The organism is Rahnella sp. PAMC25559 (genome assembly GCF_050632365.1).
In the GTDB taxonomy this organism is placed as follows: Bacteria; Pseudomonadota; Gammaproteobacteria; order Enterobacterales; family Enterobacteriaceae; genus Rahnella; species Rahnella rivi.
In genome coordinates this window covers 790,052-810,904 of the sequence record NZ_CP192543.1, presented here as the reverse complement: position 1 = coordinate 810,904, position 20,853 = coordinate 790,052, and the positions used below count along the sequence as shown (strand labels likewise).

The following is a 20,853-nucleotide window of genomic DNA, read 5'->3' as shown; positions in this document are numbered from 1 at the left end:
AATTTCAATTATTTTACCAACCGTTCACTAATTCATCAAAAAAGCCCGTAACGGATAAATTTCGACCGATTTCAGCGAAAAACACGCCGGTTTAAAGCCCATAGCTGGAGTAAACTCTCTTTAATAAAGAGAAAAGGCATTCAGGAATAACCTCCATGTTACTTAATGCACAGCAACAAGCTGCCCAGCGCAATCTTTCCTACTTGCTGGCAGAGAAGATTGCCCAGCGGGTTCTGTCTGGCGATTACCCGGAAGGTTCGATACTGCCCGGTGAGAATGAGTTAGGTGAGATTTTTGGCGTCAGCCGGACAGCAGTTCGGGAAGCCGTGAAGACGCTGGCGGCAAAAGGCATGCTTTTACCCCGTCCCCGAATTGGTACGCGAGTAATGCCGCAATCCAGCTGGAACTTTCTCGACCAGGATTTGCTCACCTGGTGGATGACGCGTGAAAACTTCGATCAGGTGATGGCACATTTTATTGTATTGCGCAGAGCGCTCGAACCGCAGGCCTGTGCATTAGCCGCTCTTTCGGCCAGTGATGATCAAAAGCATCAGCTCTCTCTTTATATGTATGAAATGAGAATGCTGCATAACAGCTTTGATCGGGAGCGCTGGATTACGGTGGATGCTCAGTTTCACCAGCTGATTTATGAGGCGGGGAAAAATCCTTTCCTGACGTCGTTTTCGAATTTATTCAGTTCGGTCTATCAGAGTTACTTCCGGGCGATCACGGGGAATGAAGTGATTAAGCTGGAATATCATCAGCGCCTGACCGATGCCATTCTTGCCAGCGATGCCAATGCGGCACTGCTGGCCTGTCAGCGTCTGTTACTTAGTGACCAATGATCCTACGGACTGTCGCACAACCAGTTCCGGCGTAAGTACCAGGACTTGCGGTTCCGCCTCCGGGTCCTGCAGGCGATGCAAGAGAGCATCGACAGCGAGTTCACCCAGCGAATCTTTCGGCTGATGGATAGTCGTCAGCGGTGGCATCATATATTGCGCCAGCTGGATATCATCGTAGCCGATGACAGCCACATCGTCAGGCACACGTAATCCGCGCTGATAGAGAGCCTGATAGGCGCCGACGGCCATGGCATCATTTCCGGCAAACACAGCATGAGGCGGTTCGGGGAGTGCCAGCAGTTTTTCCATCGCCGGGACGCCACCTTCGAATTCAAAATCTCCACTGACTTCATAGCCCGGTAAAATTGCCAGGCCAGCTTTATTCATCGCCTGACGGTAACCATTAAGCCGTTCCTGCGCCGTCGTTTTATCCAGCGGCCCGGTGATACAAGCGATTTTACGATAGCCCTGACGGATCAAATATTCCGTCGCCATCTCTCCTCCCAGCAGCGCATTGTCCTGAATGACGTCATTCGCGCCGTCAAACGGCGACCAGTCCATCATTACTATGGGTAAAGAAGGATAGCGGCTGATGGCATCTTTCGAAGGCCGGTGATTTTCGGTGCACATTAATAGCAGGCCATCGACCCGCTTTTGCAGAAGAGTTTCCAGGCTGCGATTCATGCGCTCGGCATCGCCGTCGGTATTGCACAAGATCAGGCTGTAACCACGTTCATAGCAACTGCGTTCAACCCCCCGCACCACTTCTGAATAAAACGGGTTACTGCTGGCGGTCAACAACATGCCAATAGTGCGGGTCTGATTCAATTTAAGACTACGGGCAAGGGCAGAAGGCGCGTAATTGAGCTGTTCTACGGCGGCATTCACTTTGCCGGCAATAGCTTCACTGACAAAACGATTTTTGTTGATGACATGAGAAACGGTAGAGGTTGAAACGCCCGCGAGGCGGGCGACATCTTTCATGGTGGCCAATCAGGCCTCCTGCTGTGCGAGAAAATCGTCTATTTCTTTACGCCACGGAACAGAAGGTTGCGCACCGGGACGCGTCACGGCAATCGCTGCAGCCGCGTGAGCAAAACGTACCGCGCTGTCCATCTGCTTGCCCTCGAGCAAAGCGGTCACTAAGGCGCCATTGAAGGTATCACCAGCCGCAATGGTATCGACGGCTTTCACACGGAAACCTGCGACTAACTTCCCTTCACCGTTCTGACTCAACCAGACGCCTTTACTCCCCAGCGTAATAATGACGGTCGCAATACCTTTGTCATGCAGGGCTTTTGCAGCACGTGCGGCATCTTCATTATTGTCGACGTTAATACCGGTCAGCTTTTCAGCTTCGGTTTCATTCGGAGTGATGATATCCACCCGCGAAAGCAATTCGTCCGGCAATTCACAAGCCGGTGCAGGGTTAAGAATCACCTGAGTGTCGTGTTCTTTGGCTATTTTCGCCGCCGCAATCACCGTGTCTAACGGGGATTCCAGTTGCATTAATAAAGCAGAGGCTTCAATGACCTGCTGTTTGTAACGATCGAGGTACTCAGGCGTGACGGCATTATTCGCCCCGGCATCAATACCAATAACGTTCTCACCTTCCGCATTCACAAAAATCAGCGCAACGCCGGTGGTGGCATCCTTGATGGCTTCAACCGGGCGCGTATCAATCTGGTCACTGGCCAGTTGTTTGCGAACCCGTTCGCCAATATCGTCGTCTCCCACACAGGCAATAAACGAAATATCTGCGCCACTGCGGCCGGCGGCTACCGCCTGATTCGCACCTTTACCGCCGAAAGCTACGGTGTATTGCTTACCGATCACCGTTTCGCCCGGTTGCGGGAAGTGGTTGATATTCAGAATGTGGTCAGCGTTGATACTGCCGAGTACCACCAGTTTGCCTGTCTTCATGTGGAAATCCCTGAGTTTAAAGAGCGCCTCCCGTCAGGAGGCGCTTGTTACAGCATCAATCATGCGGATTTTACGGCTGAGCAACCAGTTTCAAATCAACCGGGATAACCGCCGGGACTTTTTCGCCTTTCAGCACTTTATCGGCAGTCTGAACACCGATCACGCCAATTTGTTCCGGACGCTGTGCCACGGTCGCGCCCATTTTGCCGCTGTTTACCGCTTTGATACCGTCTTCAGTGCCGTCGAAGCCGACAACCAGAACGTCAGTTTTACCGGCAGTTTGCAGAGCACGCAATGCACCCAGCGCCATTTCGTCATTCTGAGCGAACACGGCCTGCACATCCTGATGCGCAGTCAGCAAGTTCTGCATAACGTTCAGACCTTTGGTACGGTCGAAGTCAGCAGGCTGGCTGGCGAGGATCTGGAAATGGTGTTTTTCAGCTGCCTGTGCGAACCCTTTACCACGTTCACGGGCAACGGACGTCCCCGCAATCCCTTCCAGTTCGATGACTTTGGCGTTTTCGCCCAGTTTTTTCGCTATGTAATCACCGGCCATTTTCCCGCCGAAGGCGTTATCAGAAGCGACATGGCTGGCAACAACCCCTTTGGTTGCCTGACGGTCAAGGGTGATCACCGGGATTTTGGCCTGGTTTGCCATTGCTACGGCGTTGCCTACGGCATCAGAATCGGTCGGGTTAATCAGCATCAGCTTCGTGCCACGAACGGTCAGATCCTGCACGTTCGCGAGTTCTTTCGCCGGGTTATTCTGAGAATCGAGAACAATCAGGTTGTAGCCCAGTTTGTCGGCTTCTTTCTGCGCGCCGTCTTTCATGGAAACGAAGAACGGGTTGTTCAGCGTTGAAACGACCAAGGCAATGGTGTCTTTCGCCATCACGTTAGCACTGAAAGAAGCGGTGATCGCTGCGGCGGAAACCCAGACAGCCAGTTTTTTCATATTCATGGTCATAAGTCCTGTAGGAGAGTTTATTTGTTGCTTTTGTTATCCACCAGAACCGCCAGCAGAATGACAACTGCTTTCACGATCATCTGGTAGTAGGAAGAAACACCTAATAAGTTCAAACCGTTATTCAGGAAGCCAAGGATCAGTGCACCGATCAGCGTTCCAACAATGCGTCCTTTACCCCCGGACAGGCTGGTTCCCCCCAAAACAACAGCGGCAATCGCATCCAGCTCGTAACCGGTACCCGCGTTAGGCTGCGCAGAAGACAGGCGCGCCACTTCGATGATACTGGCCAGAGCGGCTAACAAACCACACAGGGAGTAGACGATAATTTTAACTTTATCAACGCTGATACCTGACAGGCGCGTCGCGGATTCATTACCGCCCAGCGCGTAGATATAGCGCCCTAACCGGGTGTGATGCAGCATGTACCAGGCTGCAATAAACACCACGGCCATCAGCCAGACCGGTGTCGGAATACCCAGCGGGCGACCGATACCAAACCAGCCAAAGACATCTGCCACATCATTAAAACCGGTGCTGATCGGGCTGCCGTTGGTGTACACCATCGTGATACCGCGCAACAGCAGCATCATGACCAGCGTGGCGATGAATGCCTGCACTTTACCTTTGGCGACAATCATACCGGTGACGCCGCCCACCGCCGCCCCCAGCGCCAGCGCGGCGCCGACGGCTACAAAGGCATTCACTTCCAGCCCGACAATCGAGGCGGCAACCGCACCGGTCAGCGCCAGCAAAGAGCCGACGGATAAATCAATGCCCGATGTCAGGATCACCAGCGTCATGCCCACAGCCATAATGGCGTTAACGGAGGTTTGCTGAAGAATGTTAAACAGGTTATTCACAGTGAAGAAATTCGGGCTCATTGAAGAGACAACGGCAATCAACACCAGCAGCGCAATCAGAGACTTCTGCTCCAACAACCACTCTTTACTGATCCAGCGCTTTTTGGCTGATAATGTCTGAGAACTCATATCTGATTACTCCTGCGTCACGCGGTATTGCTTGCCGACAGCGGCTGCCATCAACACTTCTTGCGTAGCCTGTGCTATCGGGAATTCACCGCTTAAATGACCTTCGTGCATCACCAGAACCCGGTCACTCATGCCAATGACTTCAGGCATTTCTGAGGAAACCAAAATGATGCTTAGCCCTTCGCGCTTGAACTGGTTAATAAGCTGGTAAATTTCTTTTTTTGCACCGACGTCAACGCCGCGCGTCGGTTCGTCGAGGATCAGGACTTTTGGCCGCGTCATTAATCCGCGGGCAATCGCCACTTTTTGCTGATTACCACCGGAGAGCAGGCCAATAGGCTGCATCATCGATGGCGTTTTAATATTGAAGAGACGAATGAAATCTCCGACAGCCTGTTGTTCATCAGCATGTTTGAGACGTCCGCCGCCGTGGCTGAAATAACGCAGCGCTGTCAGCGACATGTTCTCTTTCACTGACATCCCAAGCACTAAACCATCACGTTTGCGGTCTTCAGAAATGTAAACGATGCCGTTCGCCAGCCCGTCCTGCGGTGAGTGAGTCACCACTTCGCGGCCATCCAGTGAAACGTTGCCACTTTTGCGCGGCAACGCGCCATACAGGATTTTCATCAGTTCGGTACGACCCGCACCCATCAACCCGGAAACGCCGAGGATTTCGCCGCTGTGCAGATCAAAGCTGACGTTATCCACGCCGGGCCCGCTGACATTACGCACCTGCAAACGCAGCGCACCGCGTTCATGCTTAATGCGGGGATATTGTTCTTCGAGGCGACGGCCAACCATCATTTCAATCAGCGTGTCTTCCTCCAGCGAACTGACCGGACGCTCAGCGATGAACTGCCCGTCGCGGAAAACGGTGACGTCGTCGCAGATTTCAAAGATTTCTTTCATACGGTGAGAGATATACACCACACCGCAGCCAGCCGCTTTCAGCTCACGAATGACGCTGAACAGAGAGGCGGTTTCGGTATCGGTCAGGGCATCCGTCGGTTCATCCATAATGATGACTTTGGATTCAAAGCTCAGCACTTTGGCAATCTCGACCATTTGCTGGTCGCCGATGGATAAATCCCCCACCAGCCGGTTGCTTTTGTAACGCAGATTCAGGCGCGCCAGCAGTTTATCGGCTTCGGCATACATCTTTTTCCAGTTGATGCGGCCAAAACCGTTCACAAACTCGCGGCCAAGGAAGATATTCTCGGCAATGGTCAGTTGAGGGATAAGGTTTAATTCCTGATGGATAATGCCGATCCCGGCTTCCTGCGACGCTTTCGGACCGTTAAACACCGTTTCCTTTCCGAGGAAATGCACTGAACCGGCATCTTTTTGATAGATGCCGGTCAGCACTTTCATCATCGTGGATTTACCCGCGCCGTTTTCACCCACCAGCGCCATGACACGTCCCGGATAAACGCTGAGCGCCGCGCCGGAAAGTGCTTTTACGCCGGGAAAGGCTTTATCAATCCCTGTCAGTTGCAGCAAAGGTTGCATAAAGGCCTCAGAAGGTTACGCCGGCACACAGGATCACATTCGCGTACGGCGAACATTCCCCGCTGCGGATGACAGCCCGACTTTTTTCGGTTTGCGCTTTGAATGCCTCATGACTGACGTAATCCAAAGCAATGGTGTTTCCCTGGTGTTGTTCGAGTTGTGTCAATCGGGCGAGTAACGCTTCATGGAGTTGAGGATTTTTCGTGAGGATTTCCTCTGCGAGGATAGCCCGCTCAACCTGCATCTCGTGTGTCACTACCTCTAAGACTTGTAAAAAGGTGGGAACTCCCTGGGTTAGCGCCAGATCGATGCGCTGGCAAGCTGCTGGCACCGGAAGTCCGGCATCGCCAATAACCAGCTGATCGGTATGACCTAACCGGGCAATAACAGTTGAGATTTCGGCATTTAACAGCGGTGACTTCTTCATTTTGACTCCTACAGCGAAACGTTTCGCTCACGGATAAGTTTATGAAAATGTCCGCACAAGGCAACGAAGATGTGATGGAATTGTGATCAGCGTCGAAACGTTTCGCTGAATGATTCAGAAATCAGAGGGCAATTTGAGTTAGTCGTTTCAGAAAGGATTACGCGCAAACAAAACAGGGTACCCGAAGGTACCCTGTCAGAGACTCAACTGAACGTCAGATTTCCACCTGAGTACCCAGTTCGATAACGCGGTTCGGCGGGATCTCAAACTGATCTGGCGCGCGCAGGGCGTTTCGGCTCAGGGCCATAAACAGCTTACCGCGGAAGTAGAGATACCAAGGACGCTTGGTCAGGATCAGCGATTCGTGCGACATAAAGAACGACGTTTCCATCATCCGGCACGGCAACCCTTCCAGACCGCAGCGATGGAAGACCTCTTCCACATTCGGCGTTTCTTTAAATCCGTAACTCGCCACCACCCGCCAGAACGTTGGCGACAGTTGCTCAATGGTGACGCGCCGGACGTTATGCACATAAGGCGCATCTTCCGTTCGCAGCGTCAGCAAGACCACCCGCTCATGCAGCACTTTGTTGTGCTTGAGGTTGTGCAGTAAGGCAAAAGGAATGACGTTGATGGCACGGGACATGTAGACCGCGGTGCCCGGAACACGAACCGGCGGCGATTTCTCCAGAGAAGCGATCATTGCCTCGAGAGAATTCCCGTGTTCGTTCATGCGGCGCATAAGACGGAAGCGCTCGCTTTTCCAGGTGGTCATCACGATAAACATGCACAAACCGAGCGTCAGCGGCAACCAGCCACCGGAGAACAGTTTCGTGGCGTTCGCGGCGAACAGTGGAATATCCATAAACAGCAGACCGATCAGCAAAATCCCCACCAGGAACGGTTTCCAGTGCCAGTTTTTCAGCGCCACCGTGCAGGAGAGAATGCTGGTCAGCACCATGGTGCCGGTCACGGCGATACCGTACGCCGCCGCCAGATTGCTTGAGTGCTCGAAGCTGGCGATAACGATAACCACCGCGAAATACAGCAACCAGTTTATGGCCGGGATGTAAATCTGACCCGCTTCCATTTCCGAGGTGTGGATGATGCGCATTGGCGGTAAGTAGCCCAGTCGCACAGCCTGACGCGTCAGGGAGAACACACCGGAAATCACCGCCTGAGAAGCGATGATGGTCGCTAACGTGGCTAAAACCAGTAACGGAATCAACGCCCAGTCAGGAGCCAGCAGGAAGAAGGGGTTTTTGATCGCTTCCGGATTTTTAAGCAGCAGCGCGCCCTGACCGAAATAGTTCAGAACCAGAGACGGCAATACCACGGTGAACCAGGCCAGACGGATCGGGAATTTCCCGAAATGGCCCATATCGGCATACAGCGCTTCCACACCGGTAATCGACAGAACCACCGCGCCGAGTGCCAGGAAGGAGAAGGATTTATGCTCAATAAAGAAGTTAACTGCCCACATCGGGTTCATGGCACGCAGCACTTCCGGGTTCTGCATGATGCTGTTCACGCCAAGAACCGCCAGCGTCAGGAACCACACCAGCATTACCGGGGCAAAAAGTTTACCCACGATACCGGTACCGTGTTTCTGAATAATGAAAAGCAACGTCAGGACAGTAATAGAAAGAGGAACGATGTAAGGATCAAGGGACGGTGCCGCGATCTCCAGACCTTCCATCGCGGAAAGCACTGAGATGGCCGGCGTGATCACCACTTCGCCATAGAAGAAGCTGCCCCCGATGAGGCCGAGGATCACCAGAACCGCCGTGGTGCGTGAGGACGTATTCCTGCCCGCCAGAGACATCAGCGTCAAAATACCGCCTTCGCCCGCATTGTCCGCCCGCATCACATAAGTGAGGTATTTGAGCGACACAATCAGGATCAGCATCCAGAAAATCAGAGAAAGAAAACCAAATACGACGCTAGGCTCAACATTGAAACCATAGTGTCCGGAAAAACACTCTCTTAAGGTATAGAGAGGACTAGTACCAATGTCGCCATAGACCACACCAATGGCGGCCAGGGTTACTGCTGGGAGTGACCGTTTATGTTCAGTGCTCATATTTCGTTTCTTTTTTGCTCGAACATCCGTAAGCGATGCGTGCGCTCAGTCCAATGATGCCCACTAAAAGGCGCACAGTATGCACGAATAAATCAGATTGCCTACCCTTAAATGTGCAGCTAAACCGGCGTTCAGATGAACGAGGTCACAATTCTGATAATAGAAAATTTTTAGTAATCAACAAGCTATACAGTGAAAAATAATCATGGCTTATCGCTGCGAGCCAGTACACTATTCAATATCTAAATGGAAACCGGAAGAGACAGTATGGCGCAATCTCCCCTTCTGGCAGAACGGATCGCCCGTCTTGCTAACGCACTGGAACATGGCTTGTACGAACGACAGGACGCCATTCGTTTATGCCTGCTGGCCGCACTGTGCGGTGAAAGCGTTTTTCTGCTGGGCCCGCCGGGCATTGCGAAAAGTTTGATCGCCCGTCGTCTGAAGTATGCCTTCCGCCATGCACGCGCCTTTGAATATCTGATGACGCGATTTTCCACGCCGGAAGAAGTCTTTGGTCCCCTCTCGATTCAGGCCCTGAAAGATGAGGGCCGTTATCTGCGTCTGACCGAAGGGTATCTGCCGGAAGCAGAAATCGTCTTCCTGGATGAGATATGGAAAGCGGGTCCCGCCATCCTCAATACCCTGCTGACTGCGATTAACGAACGTCGCTTTCGTAATGGCGAACGCGAAGAGGCGATCCCTTTACGTTTGCTGGTTAGCGCATCCAATGAATTGCCCGAAGCCGACGGCAGCCTGGAAGCGTTATACGACCGCATGCTTATCCGTTTGTGGCTCGATAAGGTACAGGATAAGCAAAATTTCCGCTCCCTGCTGACCAGCAGGACTAACGAAAGCGCCAATCCGGTGGCTGAATCTCTGAGCATCAGCGATGAAGAGTATCAGCAATGGCAAGGCGAGATAGATAAAGTCAGTCTGCCGGACGAGTGCTTTGAACTGGTATTCCAGCTTCGTCAGCGCCTTGATGCCCTTGATACAGCGCCGTATGTGTCGGATCGGCGCTGGAAGAAAGCCTTGCGTCTGTTGCAGGCCTGCGCCTTTTTCAGCGGACGAAACACCATCACGCCTGTCGATTTGATCCTGCTGAAAGACTGCCTGTGGCATGACCTCAATACCTACCATCTTCTGCAAACTCAGATTGAACAGCTGATCACCGAGCAGGCTTATCATCAGCAAACACTCCTGATGAAAATCCAGCAACTGGATCAGCAATGGATGCAATATCAGCAGCAACAAAGCTCGCGCCAGTCGATCAAACTGAGCAAAAAAGCCGGAATTTTCAGCCGTAAACCTCAGCACAGCCTGCCGGACACCCTTTCCGCCAGCAGCCTGACGCTGTTGTTGCAAACGCCTTTGCACCTGCATGAAATCAAGGTCACGCATCTGCTCTTCGACCACAAGGCGCTGGAAGAGTGGCTCAATAAAGGCGGCATCCTGAAAGCCAAACTGAACGGTATTGGTTTTGCGCAAACCCTTGATGCTGAGATTGATGATAAACAGCAACTGCTGGTGCTGGACGTCAGCCGTCAAAGCACGCCGCTGACGTTGCCGGGCAATGAACATATCGCCGTGCCTGACGAAATGAAGAATACGCTGAGCGATCTGACGGCAAAACTGACCCGGCAGCGGCAGGAATTCAGCCAGCAGCAAAACTGTCTGTTTATACCGGCAGAATGGATGGCAAAAATCGAAGCCAGTCTGTTGCAGGTCACCGAGCAGTTACGCCATCAGCAACAGACGTTCAGCGGACACTAACCATGTTCAGCCTGGAATCTCTGGATCTGCTGCTGGCTATCAGCGAAACGGAAATCATCGAAGAACTTATTGTGGGGCTTCTGGCCGCGCCTGCGCTGTCGGTGTTTTTCGAGAAGTTTCCCCGGCTGAAGCGCGCACTGACCAAAGATCTTCCTGAATGGAAGTTACGGCTGCGTCAGAGGATCCACGAAACGCCCGTACCGCCGGATCTGGCGAAAGAATTCTACCTTTATCAGCACTGTCAGCAGAGGGATGTCACCACCTTCCAGACCGGGTTACCGGCACTTATTGATGAGTTAATCCGCCTCAATTCGCCTTTCACCACTGAAGCCCGCACGTTACAGGAAAATAATGAAGCCTCGCGTACGGCGCAGACCGGTAACAGTTTTCAAACGCTGTTTCTTCAGCGCTGGCGCCTGAACCTGACCTTCCAGACGGTGAACGTTCATCATCAGTTACTGGAACAGGAACAGGAGAAATTGCAGGAAGAATTATTGCAACGGCTGGAACTCAGCAGCGAGCTGTCTCCTTTATTAGCGGAGAACGATACCGCGGCAGGCCGTCTGTGGGACATGAGTAAAGGAAAGCGCCTGCGCGGTGACATTCAGTCACTGGCGCGCTTCGGTGCGTTCCTGCAACAGCAGCCGGAACTGATGCGTCTGGCCGAACAACTCGGACGCAGCCAGACGGTCAAAACCAGTCCACACGAAGATGCTAAAATGGAGACGCACCGGCTGATGGTGCGCGAACCCGCCACGGTGCCGGAAGAAGTGAACGGCATCCATCAGAGCGATGATATCTTGCGACTGATGCCCACCGAACTGGGCACGCTGGGCATCCCCGAACTGGAGTTCGAATTTTATCGCCGTTTACTGGAAAAACGCCTGATGACTTACCGCCTGCAGGGAGACGTCTGGCGCGAGAAAGTGGTAAAGCGGCCGGTGGTGCATCAGCAACAGGAACCACAACCGCGTGGCCCGTTTGTGGTGTGCGTAGACACTTCCGGTTCTATGGGCGGCTTCAATGAACAGTGTGCGAAAGCTTTTTGCCTGGCGCTGCTGAGAATTGCTCTTGCGGATAACCGTCGCTGTTACATCATGTTGTTTGCCAGTGAAGTGATCCACTATGAACTGACGTCAAGCGGCGGACTGGATCAGGCACTGCGTTTTCTCGGTCAGCATTTTCGCGGCGGTACCGATCTGGCGGCCTGCCTGAGTGCCACATTGGACAAGCTAGCCTCGCCGCAATGGCACGATGCTGATGCTATTGTGATCTCAGATTTCATCGCCCAGCGGCTGCCTGACGAAGTGCAAAAGAAAGTCAAAATGCTGCAAAAGGAAAAGCAGCATCATTTCCACGCCTTAGCGATGTCACATTATGGAAAGCCCGGGATCTTGCGTATCTTCGATCATATCTGGCGCTTTGATACCGGCGTTAAAAGCCGCGTGCAGCGCCGCTGGCAAAGAAACTCACCTTAAAGAGAAAGATAACCATGTCAGAAATCTATCAGCTCGATGAGCTGGATCGCGGGATCCTTAATGCATTGATGGACAACGCCAGGACGCCTTACGCCGAACTGGCAAAGGTCTTCACCGTCAGTCCGGGAACCATCCACGTACGCGTTGAGAAGATGAAGCAGGCGGGCATTATTACCGGCGCGCATATCACCGTTAACCCCAAACAACTCGGCTACGACGTGTGCTGCTTTATCGGCATTATATTGAAGAGTGCCAAGGACTATCCTTCAGCCCTCAAAAAGCTGGAAAGCATCGAAGAAGTCGTCGAAGCGTATTACACCACCGGTCACTACAGTATCTTCATTAAGATCATGTGCCGTTCCATTGATTCGCTGCAACACGTACTTATCAACAAGATCCAGACAATAGACGAGATCCAGTCTACAGAGACACTGATCTCCCTGCAAAACCCCATCACACGTACCATCCAGCCCTGATCACTGATTTCTATCCCCCTATTATCCACAGGTAGATCCCAGCTCATTCACAGCGTACAATGTCTTCCTTTTCTCGGGTGAGAGTTCTATGGCTGACATAACCCTGATCAGTGGCAGTACGCTTGGCAGTGCCGAATATGTTGCCGAACACGTGGCAGAGAAGCTGGAAGAAGCCGGTTTCTCCACACAGACGTTTCATGGCCCGGAGCTGTATGAAGTGCCTTCAGAAGGGATCTGGCTGGTGGTGTGCTCTACGCACGGAGCCGGTGAGTTACCGGATAACCTGCAACCCTTCATGGAACAGCTGGAAGATCAGCAACCGGATCTGTCGAATGTTCGTTTTGGTGCCTTAGGTTTGGGCAGCAGCGAATACGATACCTTCTGCGGTGCGATCAACGCGCTGGATCAGAAACTGACCTCATTAGGGGCAAAACGGATCGGCGATCGTCTTGAGATCGACGTGACTCAGCATGAAATTCCTGAGGATCCCGCAGAGGTTTGGGTGATCAATTGGATTAATTTACTCAAATAAGTGTAAATTTCAGGCGATCAGATGTGGATAACTATGCTTTAAAGCAGTGTAAAACCCGTAGTTATCCCTCTAACAACTGCTGTACGCTTTTCAGTCTGTGCATAACTCTCAATTCTGATCCCAGCTTATACTGTCCAGGATCACCGATCATTCACAGCATTCGATCCTTCTTAGCATACTGATCTTCATAGACAAAAATGACTTATGCACAGAGGATCGCGATCCTAATAGAAGTATTAATAAGAGATCTTTAAATAAAAAAGATCTTCTTTTAATTAGGGAAGATCCTCCGGGGCTTGTGGAAGCTCTAAACTTGAGTAGAATCCCTCCTCCCAACGCCATACAAAGAAAGTTCGCTTGAACGCTGAGGTGCAGTCGCATGTTTTATCCGGATCAATTTGACGTCATTATCATCGGTGGAGGTCATGCAGGTACTGAAGCTGCCATGGCTTCTGCACGAATGGGACGCCAGACCTTGTTGTTAACCCACAATATCGACACGCTGGGACAGATGTCGTGTAACCCGGCAATTGGCGGGATCGGGAAGGGACATCTGGTTAAAGAAGTGGACGCTCTCGGCGGGTTGATGGCCACAGCGATCGACCATGCGGGCATTCAGTTTAGGATACTAAACGCGAGCAAAGGCCCGGCCGTCAGGGCAACACGTGCCCAGGCTGACCGTGTGTTATATCGTCAGGCGGTACGTACGGCATTAGAGAATCAGCCAAACCTGATGATCTTCCAACAGTCCGTCGAAGATCTCATTGTGGAAAACGATCGCGTGGTTGGCGCCGTGACCAAAATGGGTCTGAAATTCCGCGCGAAAACTGTCGTACTGACCGTCGGAACATTCCTTGATGGCAAGATCCACATCGGTCTGGAAAACTACAGCGGTGGCCGTGCCGGGGATCCTCCTGCGATCTCCCTTTCTCAGCGCCTGCGTGAATTACCGTTACGCGTAAACCGCCTTAAAACCGGGACACCTCCGCGTATCGATGCTCGCTCAATTGATTTCAGCGTACTGGCTCAACAGCACGGTGATAATCCTGCACCGGTATTCTCTTTCATGGGCAACGCGTCGCAACATCCGCGCCAGATCCCGTGCTACATGACCTATACCAACGAAAAAACCCATGACGTGATCCGTAATAATCTGGATCGCAGCCCGATGTATGCCGGGATCATCGAAGGGATCGGCCCGCGTTACTGCCCGTCGATCGAAGATAAAGTCATGCGTTTTGCCGATCGTAATTCTCATCAGATCTTCCTTGAACCGGAAGGCCTGACCAGCAACGAAGTTTATCCGAACGGAATTTCAACCAGCCTGCCTTTCGATGTCCAGATGCAGATCGTACGTTCCATGCAGGGTATGGAAAATGCGGTGATCGTTCGTCCTGGCTACGCCATTGAGTACGATTTCTTTGATCCGCGTGATTTAAAACCGACGCTGGAAAGCAAATTCATTGCAGGCCTGTTCTTTGCCGGACAAATCAACGGCACCACAGGCTACGAAGAAGCAGCAGCTCAGGGCCTGCTGGCGGGTATGAACGCAGCACGCAGCGCTACTGAAGATGAAGGCTGGGCCCCACGCCGCGATCAGGCGTATCTGGGGGTTCTGGTCGACGATCTGTGTACGCTGGGCACTAAAGAACCGTACCGTATGTTTACCTCACGTGCTGAATACCGTCTGATGCTGCGTGAAGACAACGCTGATTTACGTCTGACGGAAAAAGGCCGTGAACTGGGCCTGGTCGACGATGTCCGTTGGGCTCGCTTTAACCAGAAACTCGAAATGATCGAACAAGAACGTCAGCGTCTGCGTGGTATCTGGGTAAATCCTCATCACGCGCAGGTGGAAGAGATCAATGCACACTTGTCAGCTCCTCTCTCAAAAGAAGCCAGCGCGGAAGAACTGTTGCGTCGTCCGGAAATGACTTATTCGTTGATCACAATGCTGTCCCCTTTTGCGCCATCTGTCCCTGATGCAGAAACCGCTGAGCAGGTTGAGATTCAGATCAAGTACGAAGGTTACATTGCCCGTCAGCAGGAAGAGATCAACAAACAGCTGCGTAATGAGAATACGGTGTTGCCTGCCGATCTCGATTACCGTCAGGTGAACAGTCTGTCTAACGAGGTGATCGCCAAGCTTAACGATCACAAGCCGACATCGATCGGTCAGGCTTCGCGGATCTCCGGTATTACCCCGGCTGCAATCTCCATTTTGCTGATCTGGCTGAAAAAACAAGGCTTGCTGCGTCGCAGCGCCTGAGTCACCTCTCTGATAACCGCCCTGTTGCTCTAACGGGCGGTTAAATCCTGCTTTTCCCGCTTTTCTGGCTGCTTTATCATTCCCCCCACCGGGCTGTTCCCGGAATACCGACTCTGTCAGAGGATTTTCACTGTGCAAAAGAAACTGGACTCGCTGCTTGCTGCGGCAGGAATAGCGTTACCCGATCAGCAAAAACACCAACTGATTGCCTATGTTGAACTGCTGCATAAGTGGAACAAAGCCTACAACCTGACATCCGTGCGTGATCCGATGCAAATGCTGGTGCGACATATTCTGGACAGCATTGTGGTGAACGAGCATTTACAGGGCAGCCGTTTTATTGATGTCGGCACAGGCCCGGGCCTGCCAGGCATTCCTCTCGCCATCGTTCGCCCTGATTCACACTTTACGCTGCTGGACAGCCTGGGTAAGCGCGTACGCTTCCTCCGCCAGGTTCAGCATGAACTGGGGCTGCAGAACATCACACCGGTCCAAAGTCGGGTTGAAGAGTTTGACCCTGAACCCCCATTCGATGGCGTCATAAGCCGAGCCTTCGCCTCTTTGCAGGATATGTTGTCCTGGTGCCACCATTTACCGAAGAAAGGGCAGGGGCGTTTCTATGCGCTGAAGGGCGTGTGCCCGGATGATGAGCTCGCTGCCTTACCCGCCGGTATCACACTGGAAAGTGTGGTGAAACTGCAGGTACCGGAACTTGACGGAGAACGGCATCTGATAATTCTTAATGCAAACTAAAGTTGAGAATTATCAATTAATCCTTAAAAAATGTGTGTGTTATCAGAGTAAAAATGAGCAGGCTAATTAAATAGCGGTGACTTTCTACAAATCACCGGTTTTTTACACACTGATAGCATTTTTGCGACGTTTTATTTTAATCCGTACCGAGATAGTCACTTGTGAAATTTATTCGGCATTGAACGACTGATATTCAACTTGTAATGAAAATGTTGTTATTTGTTGGGTAGATGTATCAATGAAGGGTGTCTATTTTTAAATAAGATGTTTTCTCAATCGCAAATTTCTTAACATTATGATTTATAACATCTTTAAAAAGCCGGTTTAGCTAAAGACAATCCGGACGCCCAGGGTATATAAAAGGGCTCCGGTTAATTATGTGATCCAGTGCACGCTTCTTTGTCGGGTGATGAAATAACCGAAGCAAAGTAAAAAGGGCAAATTCAGCTATAGTTTCGTTATCAAAATAGTGATGAAGAGGAAAATTTAAATAATTGTTCACCTTTTCGCTACTTATCCATTGAATTCGTTCCTGTGCACCGTATAATTTGCTCGGTTTTTGCTGCTTGACTCAAAACAGTAAAGGCAGTGATATACGGCATTCAGCATACCTCCAGCTAGGTACTTGATACGGAGAGAACAAACGTCATGTCTGTATCCGGTATTTTACACAGTACGCAAAGTGTGAAGGTTGCCAGAAAGCTGTTACTACTGCAGTTATTGACCTTTGTTCTGCTCAGTGCAGTATTTGGTTTCAAAAGCCTGGAATGGACCCTTTCCGCTCTTATGGGTGGGTTGGCCGCCTGGGTACCAAATGTACTGTTCATGCTGTTTGCATGGCGCCATCAGGCGCAAACAACGGTCTCTGGACGGGTTGCCTGGTCCTTTGCTATCGGAGAAGCGCTGAAGGTCCTGGTGACGATAATCTTCATGATTATTGCTCTTGGCCTGTTCAAGGCGGCTTTCGCTCCGTTGGGGTTGGCCTATTTATCGGTGTTGATGACTCAGATTTTGGCACCGGCCGTCATTAACAGTTACCGTACTTAACTACTAAAGGGTAAGAGGCATCATGTCTGCATCAGGAGAAATCTCTACTCCACAAGAGTATATCGGTCACCATCTGACTCAGCTTCAGATAGGGACGGGATTCTGGTCGATTAACATCGATTCGATGTTTTTCTCCGTGTTCCTCGGAGTACTCTTTCTGGTTATCTTCCATCGCGTCGCTAAAAATGCCACCAGTGGTGTTCCGGGGAAACTGCAAACGGCCATCGAGCTGGTTGTCGGCTTCGTCGATAGCAACGTGCGTGACATGTATCACGGCAAAAGCAAAGTCATTGCGCCTTTAGCTCTGACTGTCTTCGTCTGGGTGTTCATGATGAACATGATGGATTTGCTGCCAATCGATTTGCTGCCCTTCATCGGCGAGCACATCTTTGGTCTGTCAGCGTTGCGTGTGGTTCCTACGGCTGACGTGAACATCACGTTGTCCATGGCACTTGGCGTATTCATTCTGATTCTTTTCTATAGCATTAAGATGAAAGGCGTTGGCGGTTTCGTTAAAGAACTGACAATGCAGCCATTCAATCATCCGGTTTTCATTCCGATTAACCTGATTCTTGAGGGTGTCAGCCTGCTGTCTAAACCAGTTTCACTGGGTCTGCGACTGTTTGGCAATATGTATGCGGGTGAGTTGATCTTCATCCTTATTGCTGGCCTGCTGCCGTGGTGGTCACAGTGGATTCTGAGTGTGCCTTGGGCCATTTTCCACATCCTGATCATTACGCTGCAAGCTTTTATCTTCATGGTTCTGACGATTGTCTATCTCTCGATGGCATCTGAAAAACACTGATTTTTCTTTCAACACTACTGCGTTTTAACTGAAACAAACTGGAGACTGTCATGGAAAACCTGAGTATGGATCTGCTGTACATGGCTGCCGCTGTGATGATGGGCCTGGCGGCAATCGGTGCTGCAATCGGTATCGGCATCTTGGGTGGTAAATTTTTGGAAGGTGCTGCACGTCAGCCTGACCTGATCCCTCTGTTGCGTACACAGTTCTTTATCGTTATGGGTCTGGTCGATGCAATCCCAATGATTGCTGTTGGTCTGGGTCTGTACGTGATGTTTGCTGTCGCTTAACACTGAGCTTGCTCACGGTTAAACGAACTACATCAAATATTTCACTTTGAAAGAGGCATTGTGCTGTGAATCTTAACGCAACAATCCTCGGCCAGGCTATCGCGTTTGTCCTGTTTGTCCTGTTCTGTATGAAGTACGTGTGGCCGCCAATTATGGCTGCCATCGAAAAACGTCAGAAAGAAATTTCTGAAGGTTTGTCTTCTGCTGAACGTGCCAAAAAAGAGCTGGACTTAGCGCAAGCCGATGCGACCGACCAACTGAAGAAAGCCAAAGCTGAAGCTCAGGTAATCATCGACCAGGCGAACAAGCGTAAAGCACAGATCGTCGACGAAGCGAAGACCGAAGCCGAGCAGGAACGTAACAAGATCGTAGCGCAAGCTAAGGCAGAGATTGACGCCGAACGCCAACGTGCACGTGAAGAGTTGCGTAAACAGGTCGGGATTTTGGCCATTGCTGGCGCCGAGAAGATCATCGAACGTTCCGTGGATGAAGCTGCTAACAGCGACATCGTTGATAAACTGGTCGCTGAACTGTAAGGAGGGAGGGGCTGATGTCTGAATTTGTAACTGTAGCTCGCCCCTACGCCAAAGCAGCTTTTGACTTTGCCGTTGAGCACCAAAGCTTAGATCGCTGGCAGTCTATGTTAGCGTTCACGGCTGAAGTCACACGCAATGAAATGATTGAAGAGCTGCTTTCCGGTGCGACTGCACCAGAAACGCTGTCCAAGACGTTTATTGCTGTATGTGGTGAACAACTCGACGACGCAGGCCAGAACCTGATTAGGGTGATGGCTGAAAATGGACGTTTACGCGTTCTTCCGGAAGTGTTGCAGCAGTTCATCGAACTGCGCGCCTCACTGGAGGCTAGTGCTGAGGTTGAAGTCACTTCAGCAAGTCCACTTTCGGAAGAACAGCAGGCAAAAATTGCTGCTGCTATGGAAAAACGTTTGTCTCGCAAAGTTAAGCTGAATTGCAAAATTGACAAGTCTGTTCTTGCCGGTGTCATTATCCGTGCAGGTGATATGGTGATTGATGGCAGCGTTCGCAGTCGTCTAGAACGCCTGGCAGACGTCTTGCAGTCTTAAGGGGACTGGAGCATGCAACTGAATTCCACCGAAATCAGCGAACTGATAAAGCAGCGCATTGCTCAGTTCAATGTAGTGAGCGAAGCTCACAATGAAGGTACTATCGTTTCCGTCAGTGACGGGATCATCCGCGTGCACGGCCTGGCCGATGTCATGCAAGGGGAAATGATTGCGTTGCCGGGTAACCGTTACGCTATCGCCCTGAACCTGGAGCGTGACTCTGTAGGTGCCGTTGTTATGGGCCCTTACGCAGACCTCGCCGAAGGGATGAAAGTAAAATGTACAGGTCGTATCCTGGAAGTTCCGGTTGGCCGTGGCCTGTTAGGTCGCGTTGTTAACACCCTGGGTGCACCTATCGACGGTAAAGGTCCGGTAGAGCATGACGGCTTCTCAGCTGTCGAAGCAATCGCACCTGGCGTTATCGAACGTCAATCCGTAGACCAGCCTGTGCAGACAGGTTACAAATCCGTTGATGCCATGATCCCAATCGGTCGTGGTCAGCGTGAACTGGTCATCGGTGACCGTCAAACCGGTAAAACAGCTCTGGCGATCGATGCGATCATCAACCAGCGCGATTCCGGCATCAAATGTATCTATGTGGCTATCGGCCAGAAAGCGTCCACCATTTCTAACGTGGTACGTAAACTGGAAGAGCACGGCGCACTGGAAAACACCATCGTTGTTGTTGCGACTGCATCAGAATCTGCTGCACTGCAATACCTGGCACCGTACTCCGGTTGCGCAATGGGTGAATACTTCCGTGACCGCGGCGAAGACGCACTGATCGTTTATGATGACCTGTCTAAACAGGCTGTTGCTTACCGTCAGATTTCCCTGTTGCTTCGTCGTCCACCAGGTCGTGAAGCTTACCCAGGCGACGTTTTCTATCTCCACTCCCGTCTGCTGGAACGTGCTGCGCGTGTTAACGCCGAATACGTTGAAGCATTCACTAAGGGTGAAGTGAAAGGCAAAACTGGTTCCCTGACTGCGCTTCCGATCATCGAAACGCAAGCGGGCGACGTTTCCGCGTTCGTTCCGACCAACGTAATCTCGATTACCGATGGTCAGATCTTCCTGGAATCCAACCTGTTTAACGCCGGTATTCGTCCTGCGGTTAACCCGGGTATCTCGGTATCTCGTGTTGGTGGTGCTGCTCAGACCAAGATCATGAAAAAACTGTCCGGTGGTATTCGTACCGCACTGGCACAGTATCGTGAACTGGCTGCGTTCTCCCAGTTCGCTTCCGATCTGGATGAGGCAACCCGTAAACAGCTGAACCACGGTCAGAAAGTGACTGAGTTGCTGAAACAGAAACAATACGCACCGATGTCAATCGTGGCGCAGTCTCTGATCATCTTCGCAGCAGAACGTGGTTATCTGGAAGACGTTGAGTTGTCCAAAGTCGGTAGCTTCGAAGCGGCACTGTTGGCGTTTGCCGACCGTGAGCACGGCGAGCTTCTGCAGCAAATCAACCAAACTGGTGCGTATAACGATGAGATCGAGGGTAAATTCAAAGATATCCTCGATACCTTCAAAGCAACCCAGTCCTGGTAACACTAAGCGGCCTTGCTGCCCTGCTTAAGGCAGATAAGCAGCA

At 51.4% G+C, this 20,853-nt stretch carries 20 protein-coding genes; 13 read left to right on the top strand and 7 right to left on the bottom strand.

Annotated elements, in window-relative coordinates; all coding sequences use genetic code 11:
- The first annotated feature begins 155 nt into the window (after nucleotides 1-155).
- A complete protein-coding gene (locus tag ACQZQY_RS05080) occupies nucleotides 156-845 on the top strand; it encodes a FadR/GntR family transcriptional regulator (RefSeq protein ID WP_056775982.1) in 690 nt (229 codons plus the stop codon).
- On the opposite strand, the gene rbsR is transcribed toward ACQZQY_RS05080, so the two are convergent.
- The 7 genes from rbsR to kup all read right to left on the bottom strand — a co-directional run bounded on the left by rbsR (nucleotide 828) and on the right by kup (nucleotide 8,746).
- Nucleotides 828-1,838, bottom strand: a complete 1,011-nt coding sequence (rbsR, locus tag ACQZQY_RS05075; protein WP_136376560.1) for a ribose operon transcriptional repressor RbsR — start codon at nucleotides 1,836-1,838, stop codon at nucleotides 828-830. The genes ACQZQY_RS05080 and rbsR overlap by 18 nt on opposite strands.
- Nucleotides 1,839-2,768, bottom strand: a complete 930-nt coding sequence (rbsK, locus tag ACQZQY_RS05070) for a ribokinase (protein ID WP_183849959.1) — start codon at nucleotides 2,766-2,768, stop codon at nucleotides 1,839-1,841.
- A 70-nt stretch (nucleotides 2,769-2,838) separates the two neighbouring features.
- Nucleotides 2,839-3,729 carry a ribose ABC transporter substrate-binding protein RbsB gene (gene rbsB, locus ACQZQY_RS05065; protein WP_056775977.1) on the bottom strand — a complete coding sequence of 297 codons (891 nt, stop codon included), beginning with the start codon at nucleotides 3,727-3,729 and terminating at the stop codon, nucleotides 2,839-2,841.
- 23 nt (nucleotides 3,730-3,752) lie between these two features.
- Nucleotides 3,753-4,724: a ribose ABC transporter permease gene (gene rbsC, locus ACQZQY_RS05060; protein ID WP_056775976.1), complete on the bottom strand. Its 972-nt coding sequence runs from the start codon at nucleotides 4,722-4,724 to the stop codon at nucleotides 3,753-3,755.
- Nucleotides 4,725-4,730: 6 nt separating this feature from the next.
- A complete protein-coding gene (gene rbsA, locus ACQZQY_RS05055; RefSeq protein WP_136376559.1) occupies nucleotides 4,731-6,236 on the bottom strand; it encodes a ribose ABC transporter ATP-binding protein RbsA in 1,506 nt (501 codons plus the stop codon).
- Between the two features lie 7 nt (nucleotides 6,237-6,243).
- Entirely contained in the window at nucleotides 6,244-6,663 is a 420-nt protein-coding gene (gene rbsD, locus ACQZQY_RS05050; protein ID WP_112165437.1) for a D-ribose pyranase, read from the bottom strand.
- Between the two features lie 214 nt (nucleotides 6,664-6,877).
- On the bottom strand, nucleotides 6,878-8,746 hold the full coding sequence (gene kup / locus ACQZQY_RS05045; RefSeq protein WP_431296719.1) for a low affinity potassium transporter Kup: 1,869 nt from the start codon (nucleotides 8,744-8,746) through the stop codon (nucleotides 6,878-6,880).
- Between the two features lie 267 nt (nucleotides 8,747-9,013).
- Here kup and ravA point away from each other — a divergent pair, with 267 nt between their 5' ends.
- The 12 genes from ravA to atpA all read left to right on the top strand — a co-directional run bounded on the left by ravA (nucleotide 9,014) and on the right by atpA (nucleotide 20,810).
- A complete protein-coding gene (ravA, locus tag ACQZQY_RS05040; protein WP_431296718.1) occupies nucleotides 9,014-10,522 on the top strand; it encodes an ATPase RavA in 1,509 nt (502 codons plus the stop codon).
- A 2-nt stretch (nucleotides 10,523-10,524) separates the two neighbouring features.
- Nucleotides 10,525-12,000: an ATPase RavA stimulator ViaA gene (gene viaA / locus ACQZQY_RS05035; protein ID WP_431296717.1), complete on the top strand. Its 1,476-nt coding sequence runs from the start codon at nucleotides 10,525-10,527 to the stop codon at nucleotides 11,998-12,000.
- A 14-nt stretch (nucleotides 12,001-12,014) separates the two neighbouring features.
- Nucleotides 12,015-12,476 (top strand): transcriptional regulator AsnC, encoded by a 462-nt coding sequence (asnC, locus tag ACQZQY_RS05030; protein ID WP_056775967.1) that lies wholly within the window; start codon nucleotides 12,015-12,017, stop codon nucleotides 12,474-12,476.
- 88 nt (nucleotides 12,477-12,564) lie between these two features.
- Nucleotides 12,565-13,008 carry an FMN-binding protein MioC gene (mioC, locus tag ACQZQY_RS05025; RefSeq protein ID WP_056775965.1) on the top strand — a complete coding sequence of 148 codons (444 nt, stop codon included), beginning with the start codon at nucleotides 12,565-12,567 and terminating at the stop codon, nucleotides 13,006-13,008.
- Between the two features lie 379 nt (nucleotides 13,009-13,387).
- Nucleotides 13,388-15,277: a tRNA uridine-5-carboxymethylaminomethyl(34) synthesis enzyme MnmG gene (gene mnmG, locus ACQZQY_RS05020; protein ID WP_431296716.1), complete on the top strand. Its 1,890-nt coding sequence runs from the start codon at nucleotides 13,388-13,390 to the stop codon at nucleotides 15,275-15,277.
- A gap of 132 nt (nucleotides 15,278-15,409) precedes the next feature.
- Nucleotides 15,410-16,030, top strand: coding sequence for a 16S rRNA (guanine(527)-N(7))-methyltransferase RsmG (rsmG, locus tag ACQZQY_RS05015; RefSeq protein WP_056775963.1), 621 nt, complete (start codon nucleotides 15,410-15,412; stop codon nucleotides 16,028-16,030).
- 648 nt (nucleotides 16,031-16,678) lie between these two features.
- Nucleotides 16,679-17,077: a F0F1 ATP synthase subunit I gene (atpI, locus tag ACQZQY_RS05010; protein WP_056775962.1), complete on the top strand. Its 399-nt coding sequence runs from the start codon at nucleotides 16,679-16,681 to the stop codon at nucleotides 17,075-17,077.
- Between the two features lie 22 nt (nucleotides 17,078-17,099).
- On the top strand, nucleotides 17,100-17,882 hold the full coding sequence (atpB, locus tag ACQZQY_RS05005) for a F0F1 ATP synthase subunit A (RefSeq protein ID WP_217204185.1): 783 nt from the start codon (nucleotides 17,100-17,102) through the stop codon (nucleotides 17,880-17,882).
- A 50-nt stretch (nucleotides 17,883-17,932) separates the two neighbouring features.
- Nucleotides 17,933-18,172, top strand: coding sequence for a F0F1 ATP synthase subunit C (gene atpE, locus ACQZQY_RS05000; RefSeq protein WP_004093904.1), 240 nt, complete (start codon nucleotides 17,933-17,935; stop codon nucleotides 18,170-18,172).
- A gap of 65 nt (nucleotides 18,173-18,237) precedes the next feature.
- Nucleotides 18,238-18,708: a F0F1 ATP synthase subunit B gene (gene atpF, locus ACQZQY_RS04995; RefSeq protein WP_056775959.1), complete on the top strand. Its 471-nt coding sequence runs from the start codon at nucleotides 18,238-18,240 to the stop codon at nucleotides 18,706-18,708.
- A gap of 14 nt (nucleotides 18,709-18,722) precedes the next feature.
- Nucleotides 18,723-19,256 (top strand): F0F1 ATP synthase subunit delta, encoded by a 534-nt coding sequence (gene atpH, locus ACQZQY_RS04990; RefSeq protein WP_056775957.1) that lies wholly within the window; start codon nucleotides 18,723-18,725, stop codon nucleotides 19,254-19,256.
- A 12-nt stretch (nucleotides 19,257-19,268) separates the two neighbouring features.
- The gene (atpA, locus tag ACQZQY_RS04985; RefSeq protein ID WP_431296715.1) at nucleotides 19,269-20,810 is read left to right on the top strand and encodes a F0F1 ATP synthase subunit alpha; all 1,542 of its coding nucleotides are present in this window, start codon (nucleotides 19,269-19,271) and stop codon (nucleotides 20,808-20,810) included.
- Nucleotides 20,811-20,853: the final 43 nt, after the last annotated feature.